This is a genomic window from Mesorhizobium sp. ANAO-SY3R2 (assembly GCF_042466635.1).
Classification (GTDB): domain Bacteria; phylum Pseudomonadota; class Alphaproteobacteria; order Rhizobiales; family Rhizobiaceae; genus Aminobacter.
In genome coordinates this window covers 1,694,451-1,720,232 of sequence record NZ_CP159955.1, presented here as the reverse complement: position 1 = coordinate 1,720,232, position 25,782 = coordinate 1,694,451, and the positions used below count along the sequence as shown (strand labels likewise).

Sequence of the window (25,782 nt, the reverse complement as noted above, 5' to 3'; positions counted from 1 at the left end):
TCAGAGGGGAGTGGGAGCACCGGCTCTCGCCGACCATCCACGCAACTTCTCTTGTTCAACCGACGAAAGGGTACGATTGAGGAGCGCAGGTGGCATTGCCCGCGCTCGGCCGGTCGGGGGCGGCGACGGGGCGCACTTTTTCAACGGCATGCTAGACCAGCACCAGCCCGTGCCGCATCGCCGTGGCGATGGCATCGGTGCGGTTGGCCGCGCCGAGCTTCACCAGGATCGCCGCAACGTGGAACTTGACGGTATGTACGGAAATGTCGAGATGCCGGGCGATCACCTTGTTCGACGCGCCCTCGGCAAGCAGTGCCAGCACCTCCGCCTCGCGCGGCGACAACCGGATCGAAGACGCGTCGTGATCTGCCTCGCCACCGGCCGACAGACCGCCACCCAGGCGCCCGTTAGCGGCGTCAAGCCTGCCGTCGCCCTCATCCATTTCAGCTGACGTACAAGTGACGCGATAGCCTGCAGCGGCAAGCCGTGCGGCCGCAGCGATCAGCGCCACATCAGCGTCCCGCGGCAACACCGCCGCGACCGCCGGCCGGTGCGTCGCTAGGGAGGAGAGGACCAGCGCTGGTGCGCCCAGCGTCCGCGCGCTGCTCGCGGTTTCGTCATCGACGATCACCACGTCGGCGCGGTCACCTTCGGTCAGATCCCCGGCCGTCACCGGCATCAGTCCATCTTCCCCCGACAGGCGAAGGGCAAGCTGCTCGCTCGATGCCGCGTCGCCGAGCGCCACCAGAACGAGCAGCCTGTGTTGCGTTTCCGGCATAGCCTGCACCCGGCCCTCTCAGATCAGGGGTTTTTCGCCGATCGTGATCGCCACGTCACGCACCTCGCCGCCGCGCAAGATCCCCAGCGTGACCGCGGCACCTGCGCTGTCCGGCCCCAGCCGAAGGATCAGTTCACGCGACCCACGCACCGGTTCCCCGTTCCAGGCGGTGACGATGTCGCCCAGCGCAATGCCGGCGGCCTTCGCCGGCCCGTCGTCGTCGAGCCCCATGACCATGGCGCCCTGCACAGGGCCGTGGTGGATGCGATACAGGCTGGCGCCAAGATAGCCGCGCAGGACGTGGCCTTTTTCGCGCAACGTCGCAACGGTACGTTCGATCGTCTCGTAGGGAATGACCAGCGCCCGGCGGCGCGGTCCGAAGAGCAACATCCCGACCAGGCCGCCACGGGCATCGAGTACCGGCCCGCCCTCGAACCTACCGCCCGCCATCACGGCCAGATTGATGCGGCGGTCGATGGCGCCGCCGCGTAGGGATCGCCACATAGGCCCGATCTCCCCCACCGAGCCGAACACGGCAAGAGGCGAAGCGCCCTCACGCCCGGCCGCGACGACGACGTCGCCGAGGCGCACCGGCCCTGCCTTTTTGAAGCTTGTGCCGCTGGCGGCTGTCGAAGGCTTCAGCAGGGCTACGCCGGTCGAAGGATCGCGACCGATCAGTTCGGCCGTCATAGACTCGCCGCCGGGCAAGGTCAGCTGCACCTCCTCGTCCGGCTCGACGGTTTCCTCGGCGGCGACGTAGAGCCCATCGCCCCAGTGGAAGGCCGTCGCGGTCCGGCCATGATGGGTAGAAAAGCTTGCGGTGACGGACGCCGCCTGTTCGGCGATGTCGGCGACTGCATCGGAAAAGGCGGCAAGGTTAAAACTGGTCATCACGCACTCCTGGGTCAGGCCGTTGAGAGTTTCCGGAACCCAGATATTGCTGCACCGCTTGGCGCTTCCAACTCGCCTGATGGCTAGGAACGGCTAGTCACTAGCCATCAGGTCAGGTCGCGGTACACCGGCGCACACAGCACATATAGGCATCGATGGTTCGACTGACATGGAGGCCCCTATGGCCCTGCCCGCGACTGACCAGCAGCCCCATGATGCCGGCCTGCTTGATGCCTACTCTTCCACCGTCGCCGATGCGGTCGACCGCATCGGACCGACCGTGTGCCGTATCGGACCCGTTGCCGACGGCCGCCGCGCGGCTGGCCAGGGCTCGGGCTTCGTCATTGCGCCGGACGGGCTGATCGTCACGAACTTCCACGTTGTCGGCGAGGCACGCGCCGTTCGTGTCGCAATGCCCGACGGCACGTCTGCTGATGGGCGCGTGCTTGGCCGCGACGCCGATACCGACATTGCCCTAGTGCGTGCCGACGGTCATTTTTCCAACTTCGCTCCGCTCGGGGATTCGAAGCGCCTGCGTCGCGGCCAGATCGCCATTGCCATCGGCAATCCTCTCGGCTTTGAGTGGACGGTGACGACCGGTGTCATCTCGGCCCTGGGCCGGTCGATGCGCGCCTTGAGCGGCCGGCTCATCGACGACGTGATCCAGACCGACGCCGCGCTCAACTCGGGCAACTCCGGCGGACCGCTGGTATCGTCGGCCGACGAAGTTGTCGCCGTCAACACCGCCACGATCCGCGGCGCCCAAGGCATCGCCTTTGCCGTCGCCTCGAATACGGCCAGTTTCGTCATTGCGGAGATCATCCGTTTCGGGCGCGTGCGCCGCGCCCTTATTGGCGTGTCGGCCGACACGGTCGCCCTGCCGCGCCGCGCGGCCCTGCTAGCAGCCGTGACCAGTCGCGCGGCGGTGCGGTTGCGCGCAGTCGAGGCGGACGGACCGGCTGCGAAAGCCGGGTTGAAGGAAGGCGACATCATCGTTGCCATCGACGGTCACGCCGTCGGCGGCGTCGACGATCTGGTGCGAATGCTGGACGCCGAAAGGATCGGCAGGGAAACGGTGTTTGCAGTGATCAACCGCACCGGAGTCCGCCAGGCGACCGTAACGCCGGCTGCACGCTCCTGACGGACCGCCGCTGCAAGGCCTGGCTGCCGGAATACTGGTCGCCGTGGCTTCGCAGTTCAACCGTTCACAAGGAACTGGTGGTCAGCACTGGCTGGAAAGCGAGCAGCATTTCTGCCCGCTCTCCTAATAATCTGACCCGCATCCAGGACGAGTCGCCCGCATCTACTGTGCCGCCGTTTGTGCACCCTTCGCGGCGTTTTCGATGACCGCAGCCACCGCTTGCGGCTTCGAGACGTAGATCGAGTGGCTGCCCTTCGCCTCGGAGACCGTTGCGCCGGCACGATTGGCCATCGCGCGCTGCGCCTCGGGCGGGATCATCTTGTCTTCCGTCGCAACGAGGTACCAGGACGGCTTCGCCTTCCAGGCGGGGGCCGTGACCTTGCCCTCAAGGGCGGCCATGCCCCACGGCACCTGTGAGTTGGCCATGAAGGATGCGATGTCCGGCCGAACGTCGGCCGCAAACGAAGCGGCAAACTTTGCCTTGTCCAGGAACAGGAAGCCGTCGACCGGAGGTAGGATCGGCGGCACCGGTGCGCCCGGCGCCGGGTTGGCGATCAGGCTCGCAACCGACTCCCCGGCATCGGGCGCAAAGGCCGCGATGTAGACAACCGCCGCAACCTTGGGATCGGTGCCGGCCTCCGACACGACGACGCCGCCGTAGGAATGCCCCACGAGGACCACCTGACCGGGTGCCGCGGCAATGGCGCGCCTGGTGACGGCGACGTCATCTGCCAGCGAGGTCGTCGGGTTCTGGACAATCGTCACGTCGTACCCGTCCTTCGTCAGGATATCGTAGACGCCCTGCCATCCGGAGCCGTCGACGAAACCGCCGTGCACGAGCACCACGGATTTCACATCGGCGGCCTGAGCTTTAGTTGCTGTTGCGCCGACGCCCAATGCAAGCGCGGAGGCGGCGGCAAGCAAAGTGAACAAACTCGACATCTGGAGTTCTCCTTTCAGAACCTTGGCAGCCAAAATGCTATGAAGCGCACCCTCATGGGTCGTGAATGAACCGGCCAAACGTGGAACGATCCGGCCAAGACTATTCAAGCTTCGTGCGGCGCCATTGCCGGGGCGTTAAGCCCACAACGCGGGCTTTTCTTGGAAGGCTGAATTGCGAACAGCAGACATTGGCTGCCCACCGCCTCCAGCTCGCCGGCAGTCCCTTGGCGAAAGCACTATTGGCCAACATCCAAAAATGCTCGGACCATCTTGGTCGTTGCTTCGGGGTTTTCCTCCATGATCCAATGGCCGGAATCGGGAACGACGCCTTCGGTCACATCGGTAGCTGCTGCCCGCATCACGGTCGCCATCATCGGGCCAAACGACTTCTCGCCACCGATCGCGAAAATCGGCATCGTCAGCTTGCCTCCGGCAGCGAGGAACGCGCGGTTGTCGATTGCATCCTGATCAAAGGCGGCGAACTGGGCAAAGCCCGAGTGCATGGCGCCGGGCAAGGCGTACAGCTTGGCGTAGTGCTCACGCGAAGCTTCGCTGAACCGGCTCGGACTGGCCGAGAATTCGTTCCAGAAGCGGTCGAGATAGATGCGCTCGCGCCCGGAAACGAGGCGTTCCATGTCCGGTCCGCCGAAGCGGAAGTGCCACAGCAGCGGGTTCTTCAGGACTTCCTCCCACGGGCCGACACCCGGAACGGGAGCGTCGATCAGCACGAAGCGCTTGACCCGGTCGGGGTGCTGAGCCGCGAAGGCGAACCCGACCATGTTGCCGATATCGTGCGTTACCAGATCGGCGCGGTCGACTTTGAGGGTATCGAGCACGCCGGTCACGTCACCGGCCTGGGTCTTCTTGTCGAAGCCGCCTTGCGGTTTCGACGATAGGCCGAGCCCGCGCAGGTCCGGGACAATCACCGTGTGATCGCGGGCGAGCTCGGCCGCCATCGGCGCCCACATGTCGCCGGTTTCGCCATAGCCGTGGAGCAGGACCACGGCTGGCCCGCTGCCGCCGACGCGGACATGGATCGTCGCGCCGTTGGTCGCGATCTCCTGTGTCTTGAACGAGGCCGGAAAGTCGGGAACCTGGGCGATGGCCGGCGCGGCGAAAGCCAGCAGCCCGAGAGCGAGGAGGAATTTCAACATTCTCTGCCTCCCACCGATCGGGTGGGCGGCCGGTTCGGCCGCCACTTCAGCCCCGATGGAACACAATAGATTAGGTCGCTGCGTCGTCAGGACCAGACTGTGTTCCCACACCCACCTTTCGCATGCGGTCGTCGTTCGGCCCTACCCCACTCAGCAGTCAATATTCCCACGGAGCCGGCACCCAGCGAAAGGCGTCGGCGTCGACCGCGACATGGCAGATCGACGGGAACGGCAGGTGCGTGGCCACCAGCGCCTCGCGGTTCGCCGCCACCTCCCGCAGAAGCCGGACGCGGACGCGGGCCGCCTCTTCGGGGTCGTGTTCGAAGCCGTTGTACCAGTCGGGGTGCTCGAACCCGACCTGGAACACGGCGTCGCCGGCGAACGTCAGCCGGTCGCCTCCGGACGCCAGGCGGACCACGCTGTGGCCGGGGGTGTGGCCGCCGGTGCGGCGGACGAGCACCCCCGGCGTGACCTCGCATTCCGCCTCGAACGGCCGCAACTGGCTCTGGTACTCGTTCAGGAACCGCGTGGCCGCCCGCCGAAGCGCGTCCGGGAACCCCGGCGGCATGGAGACGCGCGAAAAATCGGGCGACGCCCAGAACCTGGCCTCGGCCGCCGCCAGGTGGATCTGCAGGTCCGGACGCAGCCGGTCCCTCACCCCGTCGACGAGCAGCCCGCCAATGTGGTCCATGTGCAGATGGGTGAGCACCACGTCGGTCACGGAGGCGAGATCGACGCCGGCGGCTTCCAGTCGCTGGACCAGCCGTCCGGCCCGCGGCAAGTTCAGGTCCGGGTCCGCGCCGAGCCCAGCGTCGACGAGGATGGTCCGGCCGCCGCTGCGCACCACGACCACGTTCAGCGCCCATTCGATCTCGTCCGGCGGCAGGAACATGTCCTCCAGCCACGCCGCGCGGACGGCCGGGTCGACGTTGTGGCCCAACATCGCCCCTGGCAGCGACAACACTCCGTCGCTGATCACCATGACGTCAATATCGCCGACCCGCAGCGCATAGCGCGACGGAACCAACTCGTCAGGCCCCGGCCTACCGGGGTGTGAGGTAATGTCCAAACTCATGCTTGCCTCCTGCGCATCGGCCACCTACGCGCGCTTCAACCCTTGATGAAGGCGAGCAGGTCGGCGTTTATCGTTTCAGCATTGGTGGTCGGCATGCCATGCGGGTAGCCTTTGTAGGTCTTCAAGGTGCCATTCTTCAGCAGCTTTGCCGACAGCGGGGCGGAATCGGCATAAGGCACGATCTGGTCGTCATCGCCGTGCATCACCAGCGCCGGGACGGTTATCTTCTTCAAGTCCTCGGTGAAGTCGGTCTGAGAGAAGGCGACGATGCCGTCATAGTGTGCCTTGGCGCCGCCCATCATGCCCTGGCGCCACCAATTCCAGACCACCGCCTGCGAAGGATTCGCACCAGGCCGATTGTAGCCATAGAACGGCCCGGCCGCGAAATCGTAGTAGAACTGGGCCCGGTTAGCGGCCACTTGTGCCTGGAGGCCGTCGAATACATCTTTCGGCAAGCCGCCAGGATTGGCCTCCGTCTTCACCATGAGCGGCGGCACGGCGCTCAGGATCGCGGCCTTCGCCACCCGGCTTTCGCCATGGCGCGCTATGTAGTGGACGACTTCGCCGCCGCCGGTAGAGTGACCGACATGGATGGCATCCTTGAGGTCGAGATGGGCGGTGAGCGCTGCCAGGTCATCGGCGTAGTGATCCATGTCGTGGCCGTCGCTGGTTTGCGTCGAGCGACCATGGCCGCGCCGGTCGTGAGCTATCACGCGGAAGCCCTTGCTGAGAAAAAACAGCATCTGCGTGTCCCAATCGTCGGCCGAGAGCGGCCAGCCATGGCTGAAGACGATTGGCTGACCCGTGCCCCAATCCTTGTAAAAGATCTCCGTGCCGTCACTGGTCGTGATCGTGTTCATTACGTTCCTCCATTGCGGTTCAGCCGGCCTGTTTCAACATCTCGGGGTCGACCGGCATCTTGCGCAGCCGCTTGCCGGTCGCAGCAAAGATGGCATTGGCAATCGCCGGGACGATCAACGAAGTCCCGGCTTCGCCCAATCCCCCGGGAGGTTCCTCGCTTTGCACGACGTGCACTTCGATCGCCGGGGCCTCGTTGATGCGGAGCATCTGGTAGGTGTCGAAATTGGCCTGCTCGACGCGCCCGTTCTTCAGGGTGATTTCGCCGTAGAGCGCCGCTGTGGTGCCGAACATGATCCCGCTTTGTATCTGCGCCTGGACGGTGTCGGGATTGACGGCTGTGCCGATGTCGGCGGCGCAGACCACACGATGAACGCGAACGGAGCCGTCCTTCACCACTTCGACCTCGGCGACCTGGGCAAGGTAGCTGCCGAATACGAATTGCAGCGCAACGCCCCGCCCTCTTCCCTTCGGCATTGCTTCCCCCCAGCCGGCCTTTTCCGCGGCGAGGTCGAGCACCGCCATCGCCCGCGGCGAGTTGGAAAGAAGCGCCCTGCGAAAGGCGACGGGGTCCTGCTTCGCTGCCGCGGCCATTTCGTCGATGAAGCTCTCGGTGACGAAGACATTGTGCGAGGGACCGACGCTGCGCCAGAAGGCAGTCGGGATGCCTGGCGGTTCGACGCGCACATATTCGAGGTGGAAGTTTGGCAGATCATAGGGCAGATGGATGGCGCCTTCCGTCGTGTCGGGATCGAGGCCGTCCTTGAAGCCGGGGGGAGCCCATCGCGCGATGACCGAGGACCCGGCGAAGCGATTGGACCAGGCAACCGGCCTGCCCTCCCCGTCCAGTCCTGCGGAGATCCGATCGAACCAGTAGGGCCGGTACATGTCGTGCTGGAGATCTTCCTCGCGGGTCCACACGACCTTCACGGGGCCGTCGACGTGCCTCGCGATCTGGACGGCGCGGACTGCGCCATCCGCCTCGAGCCGGCGTCCGAAGCCGCCGCCGATCAGGTGATTGTGTACGATGACCTTATCCTGCGGCAGGCCCAGGGCCTCGGCCGCCATCGCCTGGACGCGGGCGACGGCCTGGCTGCCGATCCAGATCTCGCACTCGTCGTTGCGAAAATGCACCGTGCAGTTCATCGGCTCGAGCGCGGCGTGCGCCAGAAACGGCACCTCATAGCTCGCTTCGACCTTGGTCACGGCGCTCGCCATTGCCTTCTCGACATCGCCGATATTCTGCGCCACGGCGCCGGAGCCGAGCGTTGCCTGTTCTAGTTGACGGGCAACCTGCTCCGTGTCGAGCCCGGCATTGGGGCCATCGTCCCACTCGATCTTGAGCGCTTCCAGGCCCTTCTTCGCGGCGCCCATGTGATCGGCGACGACAGCCACGGCATCGTCGAGCCGGACGACCTGATGCACGCCCTTGACGGCCTGGGCCGCCGTATCGTCGACGCTCTTCACGCGGCCACCGAAGGCCGGCGACTGCGCGAGGGTGGCGACCTTCACGCCCTCCGGACGGACGTCGATGCCATAGACCGCCGTCCCATTGACCTTGCCCGGCGCATCCAGCCGTCTGACAGGCGTGCCGATCAGCTTGAAGTCCCGTGGAGCCTTGAGCGGTACATTTTCGGGAACGGGCATTTTTGCCGCCTCGGCGGCAAGTTCGCCGTACTTGGCGCGTCGGCCCGTCTGCTCGTGGATCACCTCGCCGTCCTGCGCGCGGCAAGTCGCCGGATCGACGCCCCAGCGCGCCGCTGCCGCCGCCACCAGCATTGTCCTCGCGACCGCACCGGCCTCGCGCATGCCTTTCCAGGCGCCGCGTATCGCGTTCGAATTGCCGGTCGCCTGCACGCCCAGCAACGGGTTGGCATAGAGCTTTTCGTTCGGCGGGGCATGCTCCAGGCGAACCTGCGCCAGGTTCACTTCGAGTTCCTCCGCTATCAGCATCGGGATCGCGGTGTAGGTGCCCTGCCCCATCTCGACATAAGGCATGATCATGACGACTTCGCCATCACCACCGATACGAATGAACGCGTTGGGTGCGAAGTCGGCCGAACCAGCGGCCTCCCCCCGGCCGAATGGCAGAGCGAGACCAAGCATCAGCCCGCCACCGGCGGCAGCGCTGATCACCAGGAAGTTGCGACGGGACAGATTGCAGTCGTGGCAGGGTGTGCGAGCGCGAGCCATGATCAGCCTCCATTCTTGCCGGCTTGCGCGGCGAGCTTGATCGCCTCGCGGATGCGGACATAGGTCCCGCAGCGGCAGATATTGCCGCTCATCGCGTCATCGATGTCGGCATCGCTCGGATCTGGATTGCTCTCCAGCAGGGCTGCCGCCGACATGATCTGCCCGGATTGGCAATAGCCGCATTGCACGACCTGGTGATCGAGCCAGGCCTTCTGGATTGCCGCCCCGGCCGGGGTCGTACCGATGGCTTCGATGGTCGTCACTTTCGACCCGCCGATGCTGTCCACTCGCGTGATGCAGGATCTGGTCGCGACGCCATCGATATGTACGGTGCACGCGCCGCACAGCGCCATTCCACAACCGAACTTGGTGCCGGTCATGCCGATCACATCGCGCAGGACCCATAGCAATGGCGTGTCGTCGTCGACATCGACACTATGCGGCTTTCCGTTGATCTCGATGGTAAAGGCCATGATGTTTTCCTTTCCATTCCGCGAGGGTCCGGTGGTCACCGGTTGGTGCCCCCTTGATGGTGCTAACAATCGGTGTCGACGTCGATCACCGCCTCGGCGAAGGCCTGGGGCGCCTCCTGCGGAAGGTTGTGGCCGATGCCGCCGGTGATGACGCGGTGCGCGTATCTGCCCGAGAACATCCTGGCATAGGCGCTCGCGTCGGGATGCGGCGCACCGTTGGCGTCGCCCTCCAGTGTGACCGTCGGCACGCCGATGACAGGCCCCTGGGCGAGCCGCGCCTCCAGTCCGTCGAATTGTGCCTCGCCTTCGACCAGTCCAAGACGCCAGCGGTAGTTGTGGATGACAACCGCCACGTGATCCGGATTGTCGAAGGCAGCCGCGCTGCGCTCGAAGGTGGCGTCGTCGAATTTCCATTGCGGCGAGGCCAATTGCCAGATCAGCCTGGCAAAATCGCGCGTGTATATCGCGTAACCGGAGCGGCCGCGGTCGGTAGCGAAGTAATATTGGTACCACCACTGCAGTTCGGCCTTCGGCGGCAGCGGCACCTTGCCAAGCTGCTGGCTGCCGATGAGATAGCCGCTCACCGAGACCATCGCCTTGCAGCGCTCCGGCCAAAGCGCGGCCATGATGTTGGCCGTGCGGGCGCCCCAGTCACAGCCACCAATCGTGGCTTTGCCTATCTTGAGCGCGTCCATCAGCGCGATGATGTCGGCGGCGACCACCGCCTGCTGGCCATTGCGCATCGTCGCGGCCGACAGGAAGCGCGTCGTGCCGTAGCCGCGCAGATAAGGCACGATCACGCGGTATCCCCTCGAGGCCAGGATGGGCGCGACGTCAGCATAGGTGTGGATGTCGTAGGGCCAGCCGTGGAGCAGGATGACCGGTGGGCCATCGGCAGAGCCCAGATCGGCATAGCCGACGTTGAGCACGCCGGCGTCGATCTGCTTGAGCGCCTCGAATGAGCCTCCACTTGTAGCGGTTTTGCCGGCGCCTGCCGTCCCCGCTGCACGTGCCTGCCCGATCATCCCGAGTTCGATCGTCATCATCGATGCCACAACCTCGCCGAGGAAAAGTCGGCGGCGTTGATCAACCGGATTGGAACCTTCGATCTCGTCCATGATGGTGCGCTCCTGGTTGACACGGCGTGCGGCGGCGGGCCGTCATTTGGCGGATTGTGCCGCTTCCAGAATGACGGCGGCGACCTCCTTAGGATGCGACAGCATCACGACGTGGCTGGCCTTGATCGGCGTGACATGGGCGTTCATGGCCTTGGCGCTGTCCGCCAGGAGCTTGGGAGCAATCATCTGGTCGTCCTCGGTGACGATCGCCCAGCTCGGCTTCGACTTCCACGCCGCCGTCGTCATCTTCTCGTCGAAGTTCGCGGCGCGCACCGGCCCCTGCGTGACCGCGATCAGGTTCGATACTTCCTTGGGAACGTCGGGAGCGAAGTAGGTGGCGATGTCGGCGGCCGACAGCGTCAGGAAGCCGGCGGCATCGACCTGAGGATGGGCCAACCCCGGCGGGGTCGGATAGTTCTTGGTCAGATCGGACGTCGCCTGACCGTCCCCGGGCGAGAAGGCGGCAACATAAACCAGGGCCTTGACGCGATCGTCGTTTCCGGCCTCGGTGATCACGGTTCCCGCCCAGGAATGTCCAACCAGCACCACCGGTCCCGCCTGGGTGGCAATGGCGCGTCTGGTCGCGGCAACGTCATCGCTAAGCGAGGTCAGCGGGTTCTGGACCGCCACCACGTTCAGCCCCTCGGCCTGCAGCAGCGGGATGACCTCGGCCCAGGACGAGCCGTCAGCGAAAGCGCCATGCACAAGCACGACGGTCGGCTGGGCAGGCTGCGCCGCTGCCGCCGCCAGTAGGCCTGCGGCCGCCCCAAGGAGCAGTGCGGCTCCAAGCAAGGCGGTCCTGATATGTTGAATGGCCGTCATGTGCGTCTCCATCCAAATTCACGGATCGCTTCCGATCCGTCGCGACGCTGTCAGCGAAAGCCTGGGCTGGGCCCACGCCAATAGTAAGCGCCAGCCCCGGCGGGGCGTTCCGCCCGATCACTTCACAATTGTTGTCGCAGCGGCCTGAAGGCCGTGCGGAGCTCCTCCGCAAACACCGCGGGCTGTTCCCAGGCCGCAAAATGCCCGCCCTTGGGGGGCCCGTTGTAGTAGATGAGGTTCGGATAGGCCTTCTCCGCCCAGCTCCGTGGGGCCTGGTAGATCTCATCGGGAAAGGCGCTGACGGCGACCGGGATCTTGATGCCCCTGGGGTCGAAGAAGCCCCCTGACGGGAAATGCGCATTGTCCCAATAGAGGCGCGCCGATGAGATGGCGGTGTTCGTCAGCCAATAGAGCGTGACGTTGTCGAGAATATCATCGCGCGTCAGCCCTTCGGTCTTTCCATCGAAGACGCGCGCGATCAGCTGGTAGCTGCGAATGTCGTGGTCAAGCATCCATGCTGCCAGGCCGACCGGCGAGTCGACGATCCCGTACAGCGTCTGCGGACGGTTGTTCATCTCGATGGCATAGCCTAGCCCGTTTTTGTAGAAATCGTCGAGCTGATCCCAGGCGCGTTTTTCGTCGGGCGAGAGGCCTGCGGGCGGCGGGCCGCCTGCCGCGAGCAGCTTGGCGATGTCGGCAGGGACGGTGGCGGCCATGTTGGTGTGGATGCCGAGTAATCCCGGCGGCGCCTGCACCGCCATCAGCTCCGAGACAGCGTTGCCCCAGTCGCCACCCTGCGCGACATACTTCGGATAGCCGAGACGAGGCATCAGCACCGCCCACGCCTTCGCGATGCGAGGCGGGTTCCAGCCCGGCATCGTCGGCTTGGCGGAGAAGCCGTAACCCGGCAGCGACGGGATCACCACATGAAAGGCGTCGGCCTCGCTGCCACCATGCGCCGTCGGATCGGTGAGCGGTTCGATGATCTTCAGCTGCTCGATGATCGAGCCAGGCCATCCATGTGTGACGATCACCGGCAGCGCGTTGTCATGCCTGGAGCGGACATGAATGAAGTGGATGTCCAGGCCGTCGATCTCGGTGACGAACTGCGGTAGGGCCTGGAGCCGCGTCTGCATCTTGCTCCAGTCGTAGTCCGTCGCCCAGTATCTGGCGAGATTCTGCATGGTCGCGAGCTGCACGCCCTGCGTGTCATCAGTGACGGTCTCCTTATCCGGCCACCGGGTGGCCGCGACGCGCCGCAGAAGCTCTGTGACATCCTCCTGCGGGAAGCTGGCGGTGAAGGGGCGTATCGCCTCGCCGCCGGGGGGCGCCTGCGCCGCGCCCGGCAGCAGGCTCGCAGCTGCCGCGGCAGCCGTAGTGGCAAGCAGATCACGCCGTGTGGGTGAGTTCGATGCAATGGACATGAGGCTCTCCTCTTCCGTTGCGGATTTGGACACCAAGGACGATCGTCCGATAGAACCGGGAGTGCGATGCCAGTGACATGCACGCCTCCGGAGGCGCCCCGGCGGCCGGCGAACCACCACCTGGCCGTCGCTTATTCGGGTAATGCCTTGCCGGACTGTTCCGCAACCATGTACTCGGCGTACCAGTCCGGCCAGTTGACATCGTACTGGCCGCCGTTGCGCTTCTCATGCTCGCCATGGGCGACCGACGCGCGTCGCATGGCGTCCGCCAGATCGCTAACCGAGGTGAATGCCGTGACGCCAGAGTCCACGCGCCCAGGCAGTCGCGTGGTGATCTCCTGCAGCAGCCAGTTGTTGCCGTCCGGATCAAGGAACGTGGCAAACGAGTTGTAGGTGCGCCGCTCGGGATCGCGGCCGCTGATCGGCGGGCCGCCGACCGCCGCCCTGTGGAACACTTCGCTCACATCCGCGCCGCGGGCGACGAGTGTGGCGCACGCGGCCTCGATGTCGGACACGACGAGGTAAAGGCTCTGCGAGCCCGGCGCGGCCGAGGTGAGCCCCCTGCCAAAGTGGATCGAGGCCGGCGAACCGGGAGGCGTGAACTGCACGGCCCGGAACGTGTCACCATTGACGAAGTCGGCGTCGAGCCTCCAGCCCAGGCCAACATAGAAGGCCTTGGCGCGATCGACGTCGGAAACCGGAACGATCACCACCTCCAGCTTCAAGTCGACGCCGGATGCTGCCGGGGTTTCCCCAGCGGATTCGCTATCTTGCGGAACGGTGCGAGGCACGTCGTTCTCCTCTGGCTTGAGTGCCGTCATCGGCAACAACAACAGGAGAGTGCTGCAGGATCAATTGCGGTCGGCAAGCGAGGCGCCACCTTTCGCTCTTCGCGCTGATCCGAACTTGAACGCAAAGACCTCGGCACCGGTTCCAAAAACTCGATCTCAAACCGGCGATCGACGGTCGGTCCTGTCTGTCGAACGAGCTGATCGAGATGTTGACTGGTCAGCGTCCCGTAGCCTTGTTCGTCAACGGCAATTCCGTGGGCCGCGCCTTGCGCTTTTCCATCGATCAGCACACGAAATCACAACTGGCACTGAGGATGTTGCTCTAAACATGCCCCGCCATGAGGGACGCATCATCTGCTCGAAGCAAACGCCCGTGTCTCCAAGCTTCTCATGAAGCGGCCGGGCGGCAGGCCGACATGGCGCCTGAAGGCTGTGCTGAATGTGCTCGCAGAGCCGTAGCCAATGCGACAATCACCTATAAGAAACTTCCGACCTGCTTTCCTGCGCGGTGGGATTGCATGGGCACCTTGAGAATTGACGACATCGGGCTTTAGGTCCAGCGATTCCTAGCTCTGTCATGACCAAACGGTTCTTACAGAACCGACCTACTCAGAGGCCTTCTGTGCCATAGCGGTCACCTTCGGCGACGCTTGCCTCAGCGCGCCTGAACTAAAATTCGGATTGAGCGACGCGCAGGTCGATCAGCTATTCGTTACAGCGTCCCGGCGTTAATCCAGGGCGAGTAGCCTAAGCGCGATATTGACTTGCGACATCAAGAATTTGCTGTCTGGTTGCTTTTCTGAAGCGCTCAATAAACTGGATGTTGGTATCGTCCGCTTGTTTTTTGAGGCGCGTTTCAGTAGGTACCCACTGCGAAAGATCCAGACCAGCAAATTCACCGATCCGATGGATCGAAGGAATTGGGTCGGCAGCAAACTCCTCGTAGTAGGCCTCCAGCCTGGGAATCTCGAAGAGACTGCAAAGGTAGGCGATCAACTGGTTTGCCTGCGCAGCCCCGGCCACTCGACCCTCGATGTCTTCAAACCGGAAAACGGGCGATGCATCCGGCTCGCCTTCGACCAGACTTGTCCAACGCTTTGTTTGGTCAGCGATTGAAAATGAAACAGCCTGTTCCAAAAGGTCGCGCCTGATTGTGTGGATGACGCGCACACCACCAGAGAACATGGTGTCAATGCGCCACCTCAACAGCATCGCAATCTGATCCCATCCGGCCTTGAAGCCGTAGACCGTCCCGGGGACAAGCCCTCGGTCAACGATCATCGTCACGAACTCGGGGAATGACTTGGCTCCGAACTCGGCAGCATCGATCGGCATAGCGTCCCAATTGAAGCGCTCCTGGAGCCCGCTGAATTGCCCTGTGGATTGCAGGTGCTCGGCAATCAGATTCGACCCGGAACGGTTGGTAAAGCCGATGAGATAAAGGGGAAAGGGATAGATAGGGTCCCCAGAGTATTTGACGGCGCCATCGAAGACCGCAAGCGCGCTGCTTTCATGAATGCCTGGGGTGAAAAACAGTTCGTTGATCATCCGCCTTCCTATTCAGCCTACGACCAGATATCGGTTGCCCCACATTCGTCGTAAAACGATCTATGGCCTTGTGCAGTAGCCCTCACCGTACCACCTGAGGTTGACCTCGGTTAGCATGAGGCGGCGTGCGCCTCAACTGCTTCTGAGCTAGCCGCCATGAACTGGCCGTCCTAACCTTCAAGCTCCTCTGAGCGCACATGGCCCGCATCTTGCAGAAATAATGGCGGTAGGGGCCGATCAGCACCGGGATAGCTCCACTGATCTCGCCCCCAATTGGCAATTCCGCGCCTCCCAAAAATGCCCCAACCCCACCAAGGGGAATCGGCATGGCCAAGGGCACCGCCCAGGACACATTCCGAGCGAAAGCACCCGGCATCATGGACAAGCTGATGGCGGATTTTCCGCTGCAGCTGAATGACGCGGCCGCGATCCTCGGCGATTTCGGCCACAAAAATGCCGGCTTCGCCGAGCTGCAGAAGATCAACCCGACAACCAAGGGGCGCCCGGCCGCGCGCCAGGAATATGCCGCGTCGCACAGACGTTTGTTCCTTGATGGAACGAACTCTTGTGAGGAGGCTTTCATGCACAAGATCATATCAGGTTTGATGGCTGCGGCCGTCGCGGCCTCGTTCGCCATGGCATTCGCGGCACCGGTTGACGCCCGCGGCATGTTGCAGATGGGCGGTGGTGGCGGCGGAGGTCATTTCGGTGGCGGTGGCCATTTCGGCGGAGGCGGTGGCCATTTCGGTGGCGGACATTTTGCCGGTTCCATGGGGCATGGCCGCTTCGACGGCGGGATGAACAGGCACATGGCCTTCGCCGACCATGGCGGCCGCATGCGCTTCGATGATCGCGGCTTCCACGACCACCGCTTCCATGATCATCGCCACTTCCACGACCATGATCATTTCAATGACCGTTTCTTCCCCTTCTTCTTCGTCGGAGGCTATGACGGATCATACGACTACTACAACTATTACACCGGGCCGGACTATGCCTACGCGCATGTCCAGTGGTGCTACGGCCACCACCGCTCTTACAGGGCCTACGATAACACCTTCCAACCCTATGGCGGTCCGCGCCAGCAGTGCTACTCGCCATATAGTTGACCGCGGTTGACCGGCCAGTCGAGGGTCCGTTCTCACGCGGATCCTCGAATCTTCACCATGCAGGCGAACTTCGCGGCCCGGACGCTGCGGACAAAGGGGTAGCTTGCGCTGAGCGACACGGCACCGGAACGTTCCCCCTGCTTGATCGTTTCCTTCTCGAACATGACCCCCGAAGGGTGGGAACCGGGCTTCGTAAAAGGTCGCGTTCGAACAAGCAGTTAGAGCCTGCTCCATTCCGGCGTCATTGGAGTGGGACAAGCTCTGTTTCAGGCAATGGCCCATGAGGAAACGATCATGAACAAGATGATTTGTGCTTTGATGGCCACGGCCATCATTGGGTCGTTTGCGGTGGAGACAACTATCCCGGTCTCTGCCGCGATTGTGCATCCCCTGCAACTGAAGGGCGATATGAAGGGCGACAACGCCGTCGAGGATGTCAGATATGATCGGGGTGGCCGGCATCGATCGCATGGCGGCCACTCACGCAACTACCGGCGAGGTGGGCACGGCCACTACAACCGCGGCCACTACAATCGCGGCCACTATCGGCGCCCGGCATATGGCCACTACAACCGCAACTACTACCGCGGCCCCCGCCACGTCCACGGCGGCTACTGGCGCGGCTATCGCGGCTATCGCGACTATCGCCCCGGCTATCGCTACTACAATGGCTGGTGGTATCCGGCTGCCGCCTTCGTCGGCGGCGCCATAATCGGCAGCGCAGTTGCCAACCAGCCCACCTACTATGCACAGCCCAGCTATGGAAACGCCCATGTGCAGTGGTGCTACAACCGCTATCGGTCGTACAGGGCATCCGACAATACGTTCCAGCCCAACAGCGGACCGCGCCGGCAGTGCGTTTCGCCCTATGGCTGAGTGAACCGCCCCGGCAACTGGACCGACCCGCGCTTACAGCGGCGCGGGTCTTTTCGTTTCAATGAGTTGCACGTCCGATTCGGCGCAGATCCTGCGGACGCTTGCCAGTTCACACTGGTCGGTGATGAATGTGTCCATCTGCGACAGATGCGCGATCCGCACCGGTGCCGTGCGCTCGAACTTGGTCCGATCGGCCACCAGGATGACATGCCGGGCGTTGGCGATGATCGCCTGGGCCACCTTGACCTCGCGGAAATCGAAGTCGAGCAGCGCACCGTCATGGTCGATCGCCGACGCACCGATCACCGCATAGTCGACCTTGAACTGGCGGATGAAATCCACTGCCGCCTCGCCGACGATGCCTCCGTCCGAACCGCGCACCACGCCGCCGGCGATCACCACCTCCATCGAAGGATAGACCCGCATCCTATTGGCAACATTGATGTTGTTGGTGATGACCATCAATCCCTTGTGGTCGAGCAGTGCCTTGCTGACCGCCTCCGTGGTCGTGCCTATGTTGACGAACAGCGAAGCATTGTCGGGGATTATGCGCGCTGCCGCCTGGCCGATGGCGTCCTTCTCGTCGGCCGCGATCTTGCGCCGCGCTTCGTATTCGAGGTTCTCGATGCCCGAGGGAAACAGCGCCCCGCCATGGATGCGGCTCAGCAGGCGCTGATCGCAGAGGTCGTTAAGATCCTTGCGAATCGTCTGGGGTGTCACCTGGAAATGCGTCGCCAGATCGTCGACCAGCACGCGGCCATTGTCCTTGGCGAGCTGGATGATTTCCGACTGGCGCGGCGAAAGATACATTTTGGCATTCCCCTGGTTTCGTTTTGGCGGACGATAGGAGAAAACGAAACCAGTGAAAAGGCGCGACGAAAGCTAAATTGTAGCGCCCTGGCCATCTGCGAAACTCGTCAGCTGGCGCTGCGGGCAAGCTCCACGATCACGTCAAAGGCCTGATCGACATCGGCCTCGGTCGTCTCGAACTGCCCCGCCTGGAAACGGATGACCACCCGCCCGTCGAACCGCGTCTGCGTGAGATAGATGCGACCGTCGCGGTTGATCCTCTCCACCAGAGAAAGGTTGTGGTCGTCACTGTCAGTGCCCTCCCGCGGCACATGGCGGAACGAGAACAGCGACAGCATCGGTTCGCTGGTGATTTCGAAGTCACGCTCGCGGCGCAACCGCTCCGCCAGCCCCGCACTCCACGCAACATGATTGCGGATCATGGCACGAAGACCTTCCAGGCCGTGGGCCCTCAGCAGGAACCACAGCTTGAGCGCGCGGAACCTGCGCCCCAGCGGCACCGACCATTCGGAATAGTTGGTGATGCCGTCACGGCCATGTGTCTTCAGGAACTCAGGACGGATTGCCAGCGTCCTGACCAGGTTTTCCGGCTCGCGAATGAACTGTATCGAGCAGTCGAACTGCGCACCGAGCCATTTGTGCGGGTTGAAGACGATCGAATCCGCCCCGTCAACACCTGCCCAGAAGTGCCGAAACTCGGGGCAGATCATCGCAGAGCCGGCCCAGGCCGCATCTACGTGGATGTAAAGCCCATGGCGCTTTGCGACCGTCACAACGGCGTTGATGTCATCCGTACCACCGATGCTTGTCCCCCCGACGCAGGCGATGATGCCGATAGGCAGATATCCGCTCGCGCGGTCCTCCTCGATCGCCTTGTCCAGGGCAGCAGGCGCCATCGACCTGTGCGCGCCCGCTGTTGGGATGCGCACCAAATTCTCCTCGCCTATCCCCGCCACCCAGATGGCACGATCGATGGAGGTGTGCACCTGTTCGGAACAATAGATGCGGAGTCGCGGTGCGGCGGACAGCCCGGCCTTGTTGCCTTGCCAGTCCAAGGCGCGCTCCCGCATGGTCAGAACTGCTGCCAGCGTTGCCGAGGACGCCGAATCCTGAATGACGCCGGTAAAGTCCTGCGACAGGCCCAGCGCCTGGCGCATCCAGTCGACCACGCGCGTCTCGAGTTCGGTAGCCGCCGGCGAAGTTTGCCAGAGCATGCATTGGGCGGCCATCGCACTCACCATGTACTCGGCGACCACCGACACCGGCGCGGCATTGGCAGGAAAATAGGCGAAGAAGCGCGGGTGTTGCCAATGCGTCATGCCGGGCACGATCTTGGCCTCGAAATCGGCAAAGATCGCGTCCATCGCCTCTGCCTGTTCGGGCGGGCATTCTGCGATCGCCCGGAAGGTCTTTCCCGGCTCGACATCGGGGCGTACCGGCCTGTTACGCAGTCCAGCGCGATAGTCGGCACCCCAGTCGGCCGCCCTGTGCGACCAGTCGCGAAATTCGTTCGAATTCATGGCGACCTCCCCTTGGAAAGGTTGAATTTGCCAGAAACTCAATGAGCTGGATAGCTATTCCGAAAAGTCAGGCAGGCTCTGGAAGGCGGCCTTCAGGGCATCGGACCAGCCATCAGAAACGCTGCTGTAGTAAGGATCGTCGGCGCCGATCCGCTTGTTGAGGCCGATCTTGAAGCTGTCCTTTTCATAGAAGGCGAGATCGAGCGGCAGCCCGACAGACAGGTTCGATTTCAAGGTCGAATCGAACGACACCATGAGCAGCTTGACGGTCTCGGCAAGGCTCATCCGCCGATCGTAGGCACGCACGAGGATCGGCTTGCCGTATTTGGTCTCGCCGATCTGGAAGAATGGCGTGTCGTCGCTGCATTCGATGAAATTGCCCTCGGGATAGATCATGAACAGCCTGGGCTCGCTGCCCTTGATCTGGCCGCCGAGGATGAACGAAGCGTTGAAGCTCGAATCGGCGGTCTGTCCCGCCGGGGCCGACTGTGCGATCACTTCCTTGACCGTATCGCCAACCAGCCGCGCGGTCTGGAACATCGAGGGCATTTCATACAATGTCGGCGCACGGTCGGCGGCGGCCTTGGTGCGCTCGTCGAGCAGGCTGACCACGGCCTGCGTGGTGGCCAGGTTGCCGGCCGACATCAGCACGATCACGCGCTCACCCGGCTTCTCCCACAGCTTCATCTTGCGAAAGGTAGAGATGCTGTCGATGCCGGCATTGGTCCGCGTGTCCGACATGAACACCAGGCCGCGATCGATCTTCAGGCCCACGCAATAGGTCATCGTTTCCAGTCCGGGACGTGCTTGTTCTTGGGATTACTGCTCTACGGTGATGTGGACTGCAAGCCGTTCCTGCGCCTGCCCGATCAGGATTCCGGAAATCGGCATCGCCTCGCGATAGTCGCGCCCCACCGCCACCCGCACATAGCGCTCGTCCGGAGAAATGCCATTGGCGGCATCGAAGCCAACCCAGCCGAGGCCGGCGACATTCGCCTCCGCCCAGGCGTGGCTGGCCACCTGGTCCACCGTCTCGTCCATCATCAGATAGCCGCTGACATAGCGTGCCGGAAAGCCAAGCAGGCGGGCAGCGGCTGCAAAGACATGTGCGTGGTCCTGGCACACGCCTGTGCCTTTGTTCAGTGCCTGCTCGGCAGTCGTCTGCGTGTCGGTCGTTCCCGGCACATAGGCAATGCGCGACTGGATTTGTGCCATCAGCCGGTGAAGGCGCTCGATCTCCTCGCCCTGACCGATATCAGCTGCAAGCTCTTGGATCGCCGTTCCGGGTGCAGTCAGCGGTGTCTGGTGCTCGAATAGCCACAAGGGGGCAAAACCGCGGTGCGGCCCCGACACCCCCGCGGTATCCTTGGTCTCGATCTCACCCTCTGCAACGATACTGATCGTGTGCGGCTCTCCATCGATGCTGAGCAGTCGGGTGTCGTTGCCGAACTGATCGAGGAAGCGGACCTCCTCGCGAGCGCCTTCGATCCGTACCGTCCAGTTGAGCACGGCCTGAGCCGGCCCGCTTGCGGGCCACAGCCTGACCCGCTGAAGGCCGTAGCGAACCGGCTGTTGGTAGTTGTACTCGGTGCGATGAGTGACCTTGAGGCGCATCAGCCTGTCCGCTCAGTAAAAACCGAAATCCTGGGCAACCTGTTCGCCCAGACGGTTGTTGTCGCCAATGAAATCGGCAAGGAATTCGTGCAGCCCGCCTTCGAATATGTCCTTGATCTCGGCGCCGAGCAGCTTGGCATAGGTGCGGTCGGCCACGTCGAGGCTGGCATGCCGGGCGCCGTAATCCTCGGTCAGGAATTTCAGATGTTCGGCGATGAAGCGGTAGCTGAAGGTCAGCGAGCGCGGCATGCGCACATTGAGAATGAGGTATTCGGCGATGTTGGTCGGCTTGTATTCAGCCTCGTAAACCCAGCGGTAGGAGCGATGCGCCGCCACCGACCGCAGGATCGATTCCCACTGGTAGTTGTCGAGAGACGACCCCACCCATGAGACCGAGGGCAACAGCACGTAATATTTGACGTCAAGGATGCGCGCGGTGTTGTCGGCGCGCTCGACATAGGTGCCGAGCTGGGCAAAATCGAAGATCTCGTTGCGCAGCATGGTGCCGTAGAACGCGCCGCGGATCAGCGCCGTCTCGCGCTTGATGGCGTCGAGTACGTTCGGCAGCTCGCGCTGGTCGATAGGTGCGGCCAGCATGCGTTTCAACGACATCCAGGCCTCGTTGATGCTTTCCCATGTCTCGCGCGTCAGCGCCGTGCGCACCATGCGCGCGTTGTTGCGCGCCGTCTCCATCGCCGCGATCGCGCTCGACGGGTTGGACATGTCGCGCAAAAGGAAATCGGCGACATTTTCAGCCGTGTAGTCGCTATGCTTGGCCGCGAAGGAGTTGGCCGCGCCGGCCGACAGCAGCACCGAGCTCCACTCCTCCGAAGCATCCTGGCTGCGGGTCAGCGCCATACGCAGGCCGGCATCGATCAGCCGAGCCATGTTCTCGGTCCGCTCGATGTAGCGGTTCATCCAGTAGAGGCCGTTGGCGGTGCGTCCGAGGAGCATGTCAAAGGGCCCTCCGGGCAAGCGAATGGCGAATAGGGAATAGCGAATAGGTAGGGCTGATAGTCATAGTTTCTGTTGCAGACTCCGGATCATGGAACGCACCATTCTCCCAATTTCGTCAGCTTGATCGAGCAACGTTCTCGCCTCAGCCTCGCGCATCAATCCAACTCGTCCACACAGGATCAGATGTGTCTCCAGCTCTTTGAGAGAACCTTGGGCAATTCTAAGAAATTGGACGAACGAACCCGTGTTCTCTCGACCGTGTCCTTCAGCGATATTGGCAGCAATCGAGGTGGCGGATCTTCGGATCTGGGACGTCATTCCGTAGACTTCGCTGGCTGGCAACGCCTTGGTCACCGAGTAGCAATTGACTGCCAGCTCTACAGCAGCCCTCCAAACAACCAGATCCTTGTATGAGTTGATCGTCGATTGCAGTTCGCCCTCCCGCTATTCGCTATTCCCTATTCCCTACTCGCCCTCAATCATCCAACACCCACGTGTCCTTCGTCCCACCGCCCTGAGACGAATTCACCACGAGCGAGCCTTCCTTCAGCGCCACGCGCGTGAGCCCTCCGGGCACGATGCGGATGCGGTCGGAAACCAGTACGAAGGGCCGGAGATCGACGTGGCGTGGCGCCAGCCCTTTTTCCGTCAGGATCGGGCAGGTCGACAGCGACAGTGTCGGCTGGGCGATGTAATTCGACGGCCGCGCCGCGAGCTTCCTGGAAAACTCCTCGCGCTCCTTGCTGCTTGCGGCGGGACCGACCAGCATGCCGTAGCCGCCCGAACCGTGCACTTCCTTGACCACCAGCTCGCTGAGATGCTCCTGGACATATTTCAGGCTGGCGGGCTCGGAGCAGCGCCAGGTCGGGATATTGCCGAGGATCGGCTTGCGGCCGGTATAGAACTCGATGATCTCGGGCATGTAGGAATAGATCGCCTTATCGTCGGCGATCCCGGTGCCCGGCGCATTGGCAATGGTGATGTTGCCGGCGCGGTAGACGTCCATGATACCGGGCACGCCGAGCGCGGAATCGGGCCTGAAGGTCAGCGGGTCGAGATAGGCGTCGTCGACGCGGCGGTATAGCACGTCGATCTGCTTGTATCCCTCGGTGGTGCGCATCGCCACATGGCCGTCGACGACGCGCAGGTCCTGGCCTTCGACCAGTTGCACGCCCATCTGGTCGGCGAGGAACGCGTGCTCGAAATAGGCCGAGTTGAAGCTGCCGGGCGTCAGCACCGCAATGGTCGGCGCGCCATTCGCACCGCTCGGGCGCACGGCCGACAGCGATTGCCTGAGCAGTTGCGGATAGTTCTCGACCGTCTGCACCTTGATGCGCTGGAACAGTTCGGGGAAAAGCTGCAGCATCGTCTCGCGGTTCTCCAACATGTAGGAGACGCCCGAAGGGGTGCGTGCATTGTCCTCGAGCACATAGAATTCGTTTTCGGAGATGCGCACGATGTCTACGCCGATGATGTGGGTGTAGACACCCGCCGGCGGCCTGACCCCGATCATCTCCGGCAGGAAGGCCTCATTGGTGGCGATCAGCTCGCGCGGCACGCGGCCGGCCCGCAGGATTTCCTGGCGATGGTAGATGTCGTCGAGAAAGGCGTTCAGCGCCTGCACGCGCTGCTCGATGCCTTGGGTCAGGCGCCGCCATTCGTTGCCGGAGATGATGCGCGGCACGATGTCGAAGGGGATCAGCCGTTCGGACGCCTCCTGCTCGCCATAGACGGCGAAGGTGATGCCGGTCTTGCGGAACACGCGTTCGGCATCGCGCATCTTTTCGGTAAGTCGAGCGGGATCCTGGTTCTTGAGCCAGCTATCGTAGGCTTCGTAGGGCCGTCTCAATCCGGCCTCGGCCGGCAGCATTTCGTCGAAAGCGACCACTGAAAAACTCCCCTCTGAGGCCAGTGAAATGACCTCGTGGGAGAAAATCAAGCGCAATCGCACATTTAAGACGCAGTCGGCAGCGCAATCTCAAGTTTGCCCATCATATGGGCAGCAAGCCCGCGCCTTGGGCGTATCCCTGCCCTGTCCGCGTTCAAAATGCGCGGAAGGTCACAGTCGTGAAAGTGTCCTTGATGTTGCCGATGGCATGGACCTTTTCGTTGACGAAATGACCGACATCCACGTCGTCATCGACATAGAATTTCGCCAGGAGGTCGTAGTTGCCGGCCGTAGAATAAATCTCCGAGGCGATCTCGGCGTCCGCCAGCGCGCTCGCCACTTCATAGGCCTTGCCCAACTCGCATTTGATCTGCACGAAAAAGGTCTTCATCGCACCGTCCGTTCCGGGCCTGCCATCGTTGGCGGTCTTGTCGCAGAACGGGCCCGCGCTTTCAAGCCAATGCTTCTGCTTCCCAGCCACCCGCATTTCATCGACGGCGTTGCAACCGCGAAGACCGATGCTGGTTATGGTACATTACGGTGTCAGCCAGTTCCGCGATCCATCGGGAGATGCCAGGATGCACCGAGCTGCAATCGCCTTTGCCGTCCTGCTGTTCGCGTCCCCAACGATTGCGGGCGATGCCGATATCAGGTCGGCGCAGGACAGCATCTCTGGTCAGCTTCAGGCCTTTCGTTCCGGCAACAATGCTGGTGCCTATGGCTACGCCGCGCCAAACTTGAAACGCATCTTCCCCACACTCGATGCCTTCATGGATATGGTGGCCGCCGCCTATCGGCCGGTCCGCCATCCCCAGAGCTTTTCCTTTGGCAAGTCCCGGCAAACCGGCGCGAGCGCGATCGTCCAGCAGGTGCTGATCGTCGGCCAGGACGGCAAGGACTATGAAGCCGTCTATTCGCTCGAATTGCAGCCTGATGGTGTCTGGCGCATCACAGGCGTCAGGCTGCGCGCGGCCAACTCGCAAAGCACGTGAGGTTGCTCGGTCCGATGTTTACGCCGGCCGCCGCGCCTCGAAGCTGAAGGTATTGTCGGCCTTTTGCGGCGCCTGGCCAAATTGATAGTTGCCTGATGCAACCACGTCAGTGAAGCCGGCTTCGCGGAGTGCCATCTTGAACTCCTCAACGCCCCACCAGCGCAGGCTGAACAGCTCCAATTCGGCATCGACGAGTTTCCCGGCTCGCCAATGCTCGTAGCGCAGATGAGAAACGGTTTTCTGCGCGACGTAATCGGTTTCGACGCGGTTTTCAGTCAACGTCAGCAGGTCGCCACCCTCGGTCGTCCAGCTACGCACGCGGCCGTCCGCCCCTAGGAACCCCCCGATCGAATCGAGATCGACCATCAGCCGGCCATTTGGCGCGAGGTGGTCATGAAACCGCTTCAGAACGTTTTTCGCCGACTCCAGGTCAGTGATCAACTGAAACGATCCCAGCGGAACGACGATCGCTTCGAACTTCCGGTCGGAGGAAAAATCCTCGAAGGTCTGGCGCGACAGCTTCGGCTTGAGCCCCCGCTCCCGGCATTGCTTCCTGCAATAGCCGAGCATCTCCTCGGACGGGTCAAAACCTTCGATTGCAAGCCCGGCTTCCAGCATGGGAATGAAGAAACGGCCGTTACCGACAGCAGGTTCAAGGATCGGCCCTGCACAGTCATGCAGGCGCTGGCGATAGTATTCGACGTCCCCGAATGATCGCCCGACGGGCTTGTCCAGATTATAGACCCACGAGGCCAGTGTTCCGTAGCGGTTGTTCATCGCTTAGCTACCCAAATGCTTCGTCGGGTGA

Annotated in this window: 28 protein-coding genes; 4 read left to right on the top strand and 24 right to left on the bottom strand. The window is 62.9% G+C overall.

All coding sequences use genetic code 11. The features are described from left to right. Nucleotides 1-151: 151 nt before the first annotated feature. Nucleotides 152-778 carry a response regulator transcription factor gene (locus tag ABSY17_RS13070; protein WP_378951228.1) on the bottom strand — a complete coding sequence of 209 codons (627 nt, stop codon included), beginning with the start codon at nt 776-778 and terminating at the stop codon, nt 152-154. Between the two features lie 18 nt (nt 779-796). Further along, complete coding sequence (locus tag ABSY17_RS13065; RefSeq protein WP_378951225.1) at nt 797-1,669, bottom strand: S1C family serine protease; 873 nt, start codon at nt 1,667-1,669, stop codon at nt 797-799. A gap of 181 nt (nt 1,670-1,850) precedes the next feature. On the opposite strand from ABSY17_RS13065, the gene ABSY17_RS13060 reads away from it, so the two are divergent. Continuing rightward, nucleotides 1,851-2,810: a S1C family serine protease gene (locus ABSY17_RS13060; protein WP_378951222.1), complete on the top strand. Its 960-nt coding sequence runs from the start codon at nt 1,851-1,853 to the stop codon at nt 2,808-2,810. A gap of 162 nt (nt 2,811-2,972) precedes the next feature. On the opposite strand, the gene ABSY17_RS13055 is transcribed toward ABSY17_RS13060, so the two are convergent. The 12 genes from ABSY17_RS13055 to ABSY17_RS13000 form a co-directional block, all read right to left on the bottom strand. Beyond that, entirely contained in the window at nt 2,973-3,752 is a 780-nt protein-coding gene (locus tag ABSY17_RS13055) for an alpha/beta hydrolase (protein WP_378951219.1), read from the bottom strand. 236 nt (nt 3,753-3,988) lie between these two features. Beyond that, nucleotides 3,989-4,906, bottom strand: coding sequence for an alpha/beta fold hydrolase (locus ABSY17_RS13050; protein ID WP_378951216.1), 918 nt, complete (start codon nt 4,904-4,906; stop codon nt 3,989-3,991). Nucleotides 4,907-5,063: 157 nt separating this feature from the next. Then, complete coding sequence (locus ABSY17_RS13045; protein ID WP_378951213.1) at nt 5,064-5,981, bottom strand: MBL fold metallo-hydrolase; 918 nt, start codon at nt 5,979-5,981, stop codon at nt 5,064-5,066. Nucleotides 5,982-6,016: 35 nt separating this feature from the next. After that, the gene (locus tag ABSY17_RS13040; protein WP_378951210.1) at nt 6,017-6,841 is read right to left on the bottom strand and encodes an alpha/beta fold hydrolase; all 825 of its coding nucleotides are present in this window, start codon (nt 6,839-6,841) and stop codon (nt 6,017-6,019) included. Between the two features lie 19 nt (nt 6,842-6,860). Beyond that, nucleotides 6,861-9,032 (bottom strand): molybdopterin cofactor-binding domain-containing protein, encoded by a 2,172-nt coding sequence (locus ABSY17_RS13035; RefSeq protein ID WP_378951207.1) that lies wholly within the window; start codon nt 9,030-9,032, stop codon nt 6,861-6,863. A 2-nt stretch (nt 9,033-9,034) separates the two neighbouring features. Further along, complete coding sequence (locus ABSY17_RS13030; RefSeq protein WP_378951204.1) at nt 9,035-9,505, bottom strand: (2Fe-2S)-binding protein; 471 nt, start codon at nt 9,503-9,505, stop codon at nt 9,035-9,037. Between the two features lie 62 nt (nt 9,506-9,567). Then, a complete protein-coding gene (locus ABSY17_RS13025; RefSeq protein ID WP_378951201.1) occupies nt 9,568-10,623 on the bottom strand; it encodes an alpha/beta fold hydrolase in 1,056 nt (351 codons plus the stop codon). A 42-nt stretch (nt 10,624-10,665) separates the two neighbouring features. Then, entirely contained in the window at nt 10,666-11,445 is a 780-nt protein-coding gene (locus ABSY17_RS13020; protein WP_378951198.1) for an alpha/beta fold hydrolase, read from the bottom strand. 122 nt (nt 11,446-11,567) lie between these two features. Further along, on the bottom strand, nt 11,568-12,869 hold the full coding sequence (locus ABSY17_RS13015) for an epoxide hydrolase family protein (RefSeq protein ID WP_378951195.1): 1,302 nt from the start codon (nt 12,867-12,869) through the stop codon (nt 11,568-11,570). 131 nt (nt 12,870-13,000) lie between these two features. Then, entirely contained in the window at nt 13,001-13,690 is a 690-nt protein-coding gene (locus ABSY17_RS13010; RefSeq protein ID WP_378951192.1) for a VOC family protein, read from the bottom strand. Then, a complete protein-coding gene (locus ABSY17_RS13005; RefSeq protein WP_378951189.1) occupies nt 13,687-13,950 on the bottom strand; it encodes a hypothetical protein in 264 nt (87 codons plus the stop codon). The genes ABSY17_RS13010 and ABSY17_RS13005 overlap by 4 nt, the downstream gene beginning before the upstream one ends. 457 nt (nt 13,951-14,407) lie before the next feature. Beyond that, complete coding sequence (locus ABSY17_RS13000; RefSeq protein ID WP_378951186.1) at nt 14,408-15,208, bottom strand: Stf0 family sulfotransferase; 801 nt, start codon at nt 15,206-15,208, stop codon at nt 14,408-14,410. A gap of 326 nt (nt 15,209-15,534) precedes the next feature. Here ABSY17_RS13000 and ABSY17_RS12995 point away from each other — a divergent pair, with 326 nt between their 5' ends. Beyond that, nucleotides 15,535-16,317 carry a BA14K family protein gene (locus tag ABSY17_RS12995; protein WP_378951183.1) on the top strand — a complete coding sequence of 261 codons (783 nt, stop codon included), beginning with the start codon at nt 15,535-15,537 and terminating at the stop codon, nt 16,315-16,317. 32 nt (nt 16,318-16,349) lie between these two features. Here ABSY17_RS12995 and ABSY17_RS12990 read toward each other — a convergent pair whose 3' ends face one another. Then, entirely contained in the window at nt 16,350-16,481 is a 132-nt protein-coding gene (locus ABSY17_RS12990) for a hypothetical protein (RefSeq protein WP_378951180.1), read from the bottom strand. 130 nt (nt 16,482-16,611) lie between these two features. Between ABSY17_RS12990 and ABSY17_RS12985 the strand changes: the two genes are divergently transcribed. Then, nucleotides 16,612-17,193 carry a BA14K family protein gene (locus tag ABSY17_RS12985; RefSeq protein ID WP_378951177.1) on the top strand — a complete coding sequence of 194 codons (582 nt, stop codon included), beginning with the start codon at nt 16,612-16,614 and terminating at the stop codon, nt 17,191-17,193. A gap of 33 nt (nt 17,194-17,226) precedes the next feature. Here the strand turns inward: ABSY17_RS12985 and ABSY17_RS12980 are convergent, their stop codons facing one another. The 8 genes from ABSY17_RS12980 to ABSY17_RS12945 form a co-directional block, all read right to left on the bottom strand. After that, the gene (locus ABSY17_RS12980) at nt 17,227-18,003 is read right to left on the bottom strand and encodes a DeoR/GlpR family DNA-binding transcription regulator (RefSeq protein ID WP_378951174.1); all 777 of its coding nucleotides are present in this window, start codon (nt 18,001-18,003) and stop codon (nt 17,227-17,229) included. Nucleotides 18,004-18,110: 107 nt separating this feature from the next. Further along, nucleotides 18,111-19,523 (bottom strand): pyridoxal phosphate-dependent decarboxylase family protein, encoded by a 1,413-nt coding sequence (locus ABSY17_RS12975; protein WP_378951171.1) that lies wholly within the window; start codon nt 19,521-19,523, stop codon nt 18,111-18,113. A 54-nt stretch (nt 19,524-19,577) separates the two neighbouring features. Next, a complete protein-coding gene (locus ABSY17_RS12970; RefSeq protein WP_378951168.1) occupies nt 19,578-20,309 on the bottom strand; it encodes a peptidase in 732 nt (243 codons plus the stop codon). Between the two features lie 33 nt (nt 20,310-20,342). After that, nucleotides 20,343-21,137 carry a transglutaminase domain-containing protein gene (locus tag ABSY17_RS12965; RefSeq protein WP_378951165.1) on the bottom strand — a complete coding sequence of 265 codons (795 nt, stop codon included), beginning with the start codon at nt 21,135-21,137 and terminating at the stop codon, nt 20,343-20,345. A 12-nt stretch (nt 21,138-21,149) separates the two neighbouring features. Beyond that, nucleotides 21,150-22,091, bottom strand: coding sequence for an alpha-E domain-containing protein (locus tag ABSY17_RS12960; protein WP_378951162.1), 942 nt, complete (start codon nt 22,089-22,091; stop codon nt 21,150-21,152). Nucleotides 22,092-22,154: 63 nt separating this feature from the next. Next, complete coding sequence (locus ABSY17_RS12955; RefSeq protein WP_378952644.1) at nt 22,155-22,526, bottom strand: four helix bundle protein; 372 nt, start codon at nt 22,524-22,526, stop codon at nt 22,155-22,157. A 43-nt stretch (nt 22,527-22,569) separates the two neighbouring features. Then, complete coding sequence (locus ABSY17_RS12950) at nt 22,570-23,982, bottom strand: circularly permuted type 2 ATP-grasp protein (RefSeq protein ID WP_378951159.1); 1,413 nt, start codon at nt 23,980-23,982, stop codon at nt 22,570-22,572. Nucleotides 23,983-24,136: 154 nt separating this feature from the next. Beyond that, nucleotides 24,137-24,373, bottom strand: a complete 237-nt coding sequence (locus tag ABSY17_RS12945) for an Lrp/AsnC ligand binding domain-containing protein (protein WP_378951156.1) — start codon at nt 24,371-24,373, stop codon at nt 24,137-24,139. 37 nt (nt 24,374-24,410) lie between these two features. On the opposite strand from ABSY17_RS12945, the gene ABSY17_RS12940 reads away from it, so the two are divergent. Next, nucleotides 24,411-24,974 (top strand): DUF4864 domain-containing protein, encoded by a 564-nt coding sequence (locus ABSY17_RS12940; protein ID WP_378951153.1) that lies wholly within the window; start codon nt 24,411-24,413, stop codon nt 24,972-24,974. A gap of 18 nt (nt 24,975-24,992) precedes the next feature. Here ABSY17_RS12940 and ABSY17_RS12935 read toward each other — a convergent pair whose 3' ends face one another. Continuing rightward, nucleotides 24,993-25,751, bottom strand: a complete 759-nt coding sequence (locus ABSY17_RS12935) for a class I SAM-dependent methyltransferase (protein ID WP_378951150.1) — start codon at nt 25,749-25,751, stop codon at nt 24,993-24,995. Between the last annotated feature and the right edge of the window lie 31 nt (nt 25,752-25,782).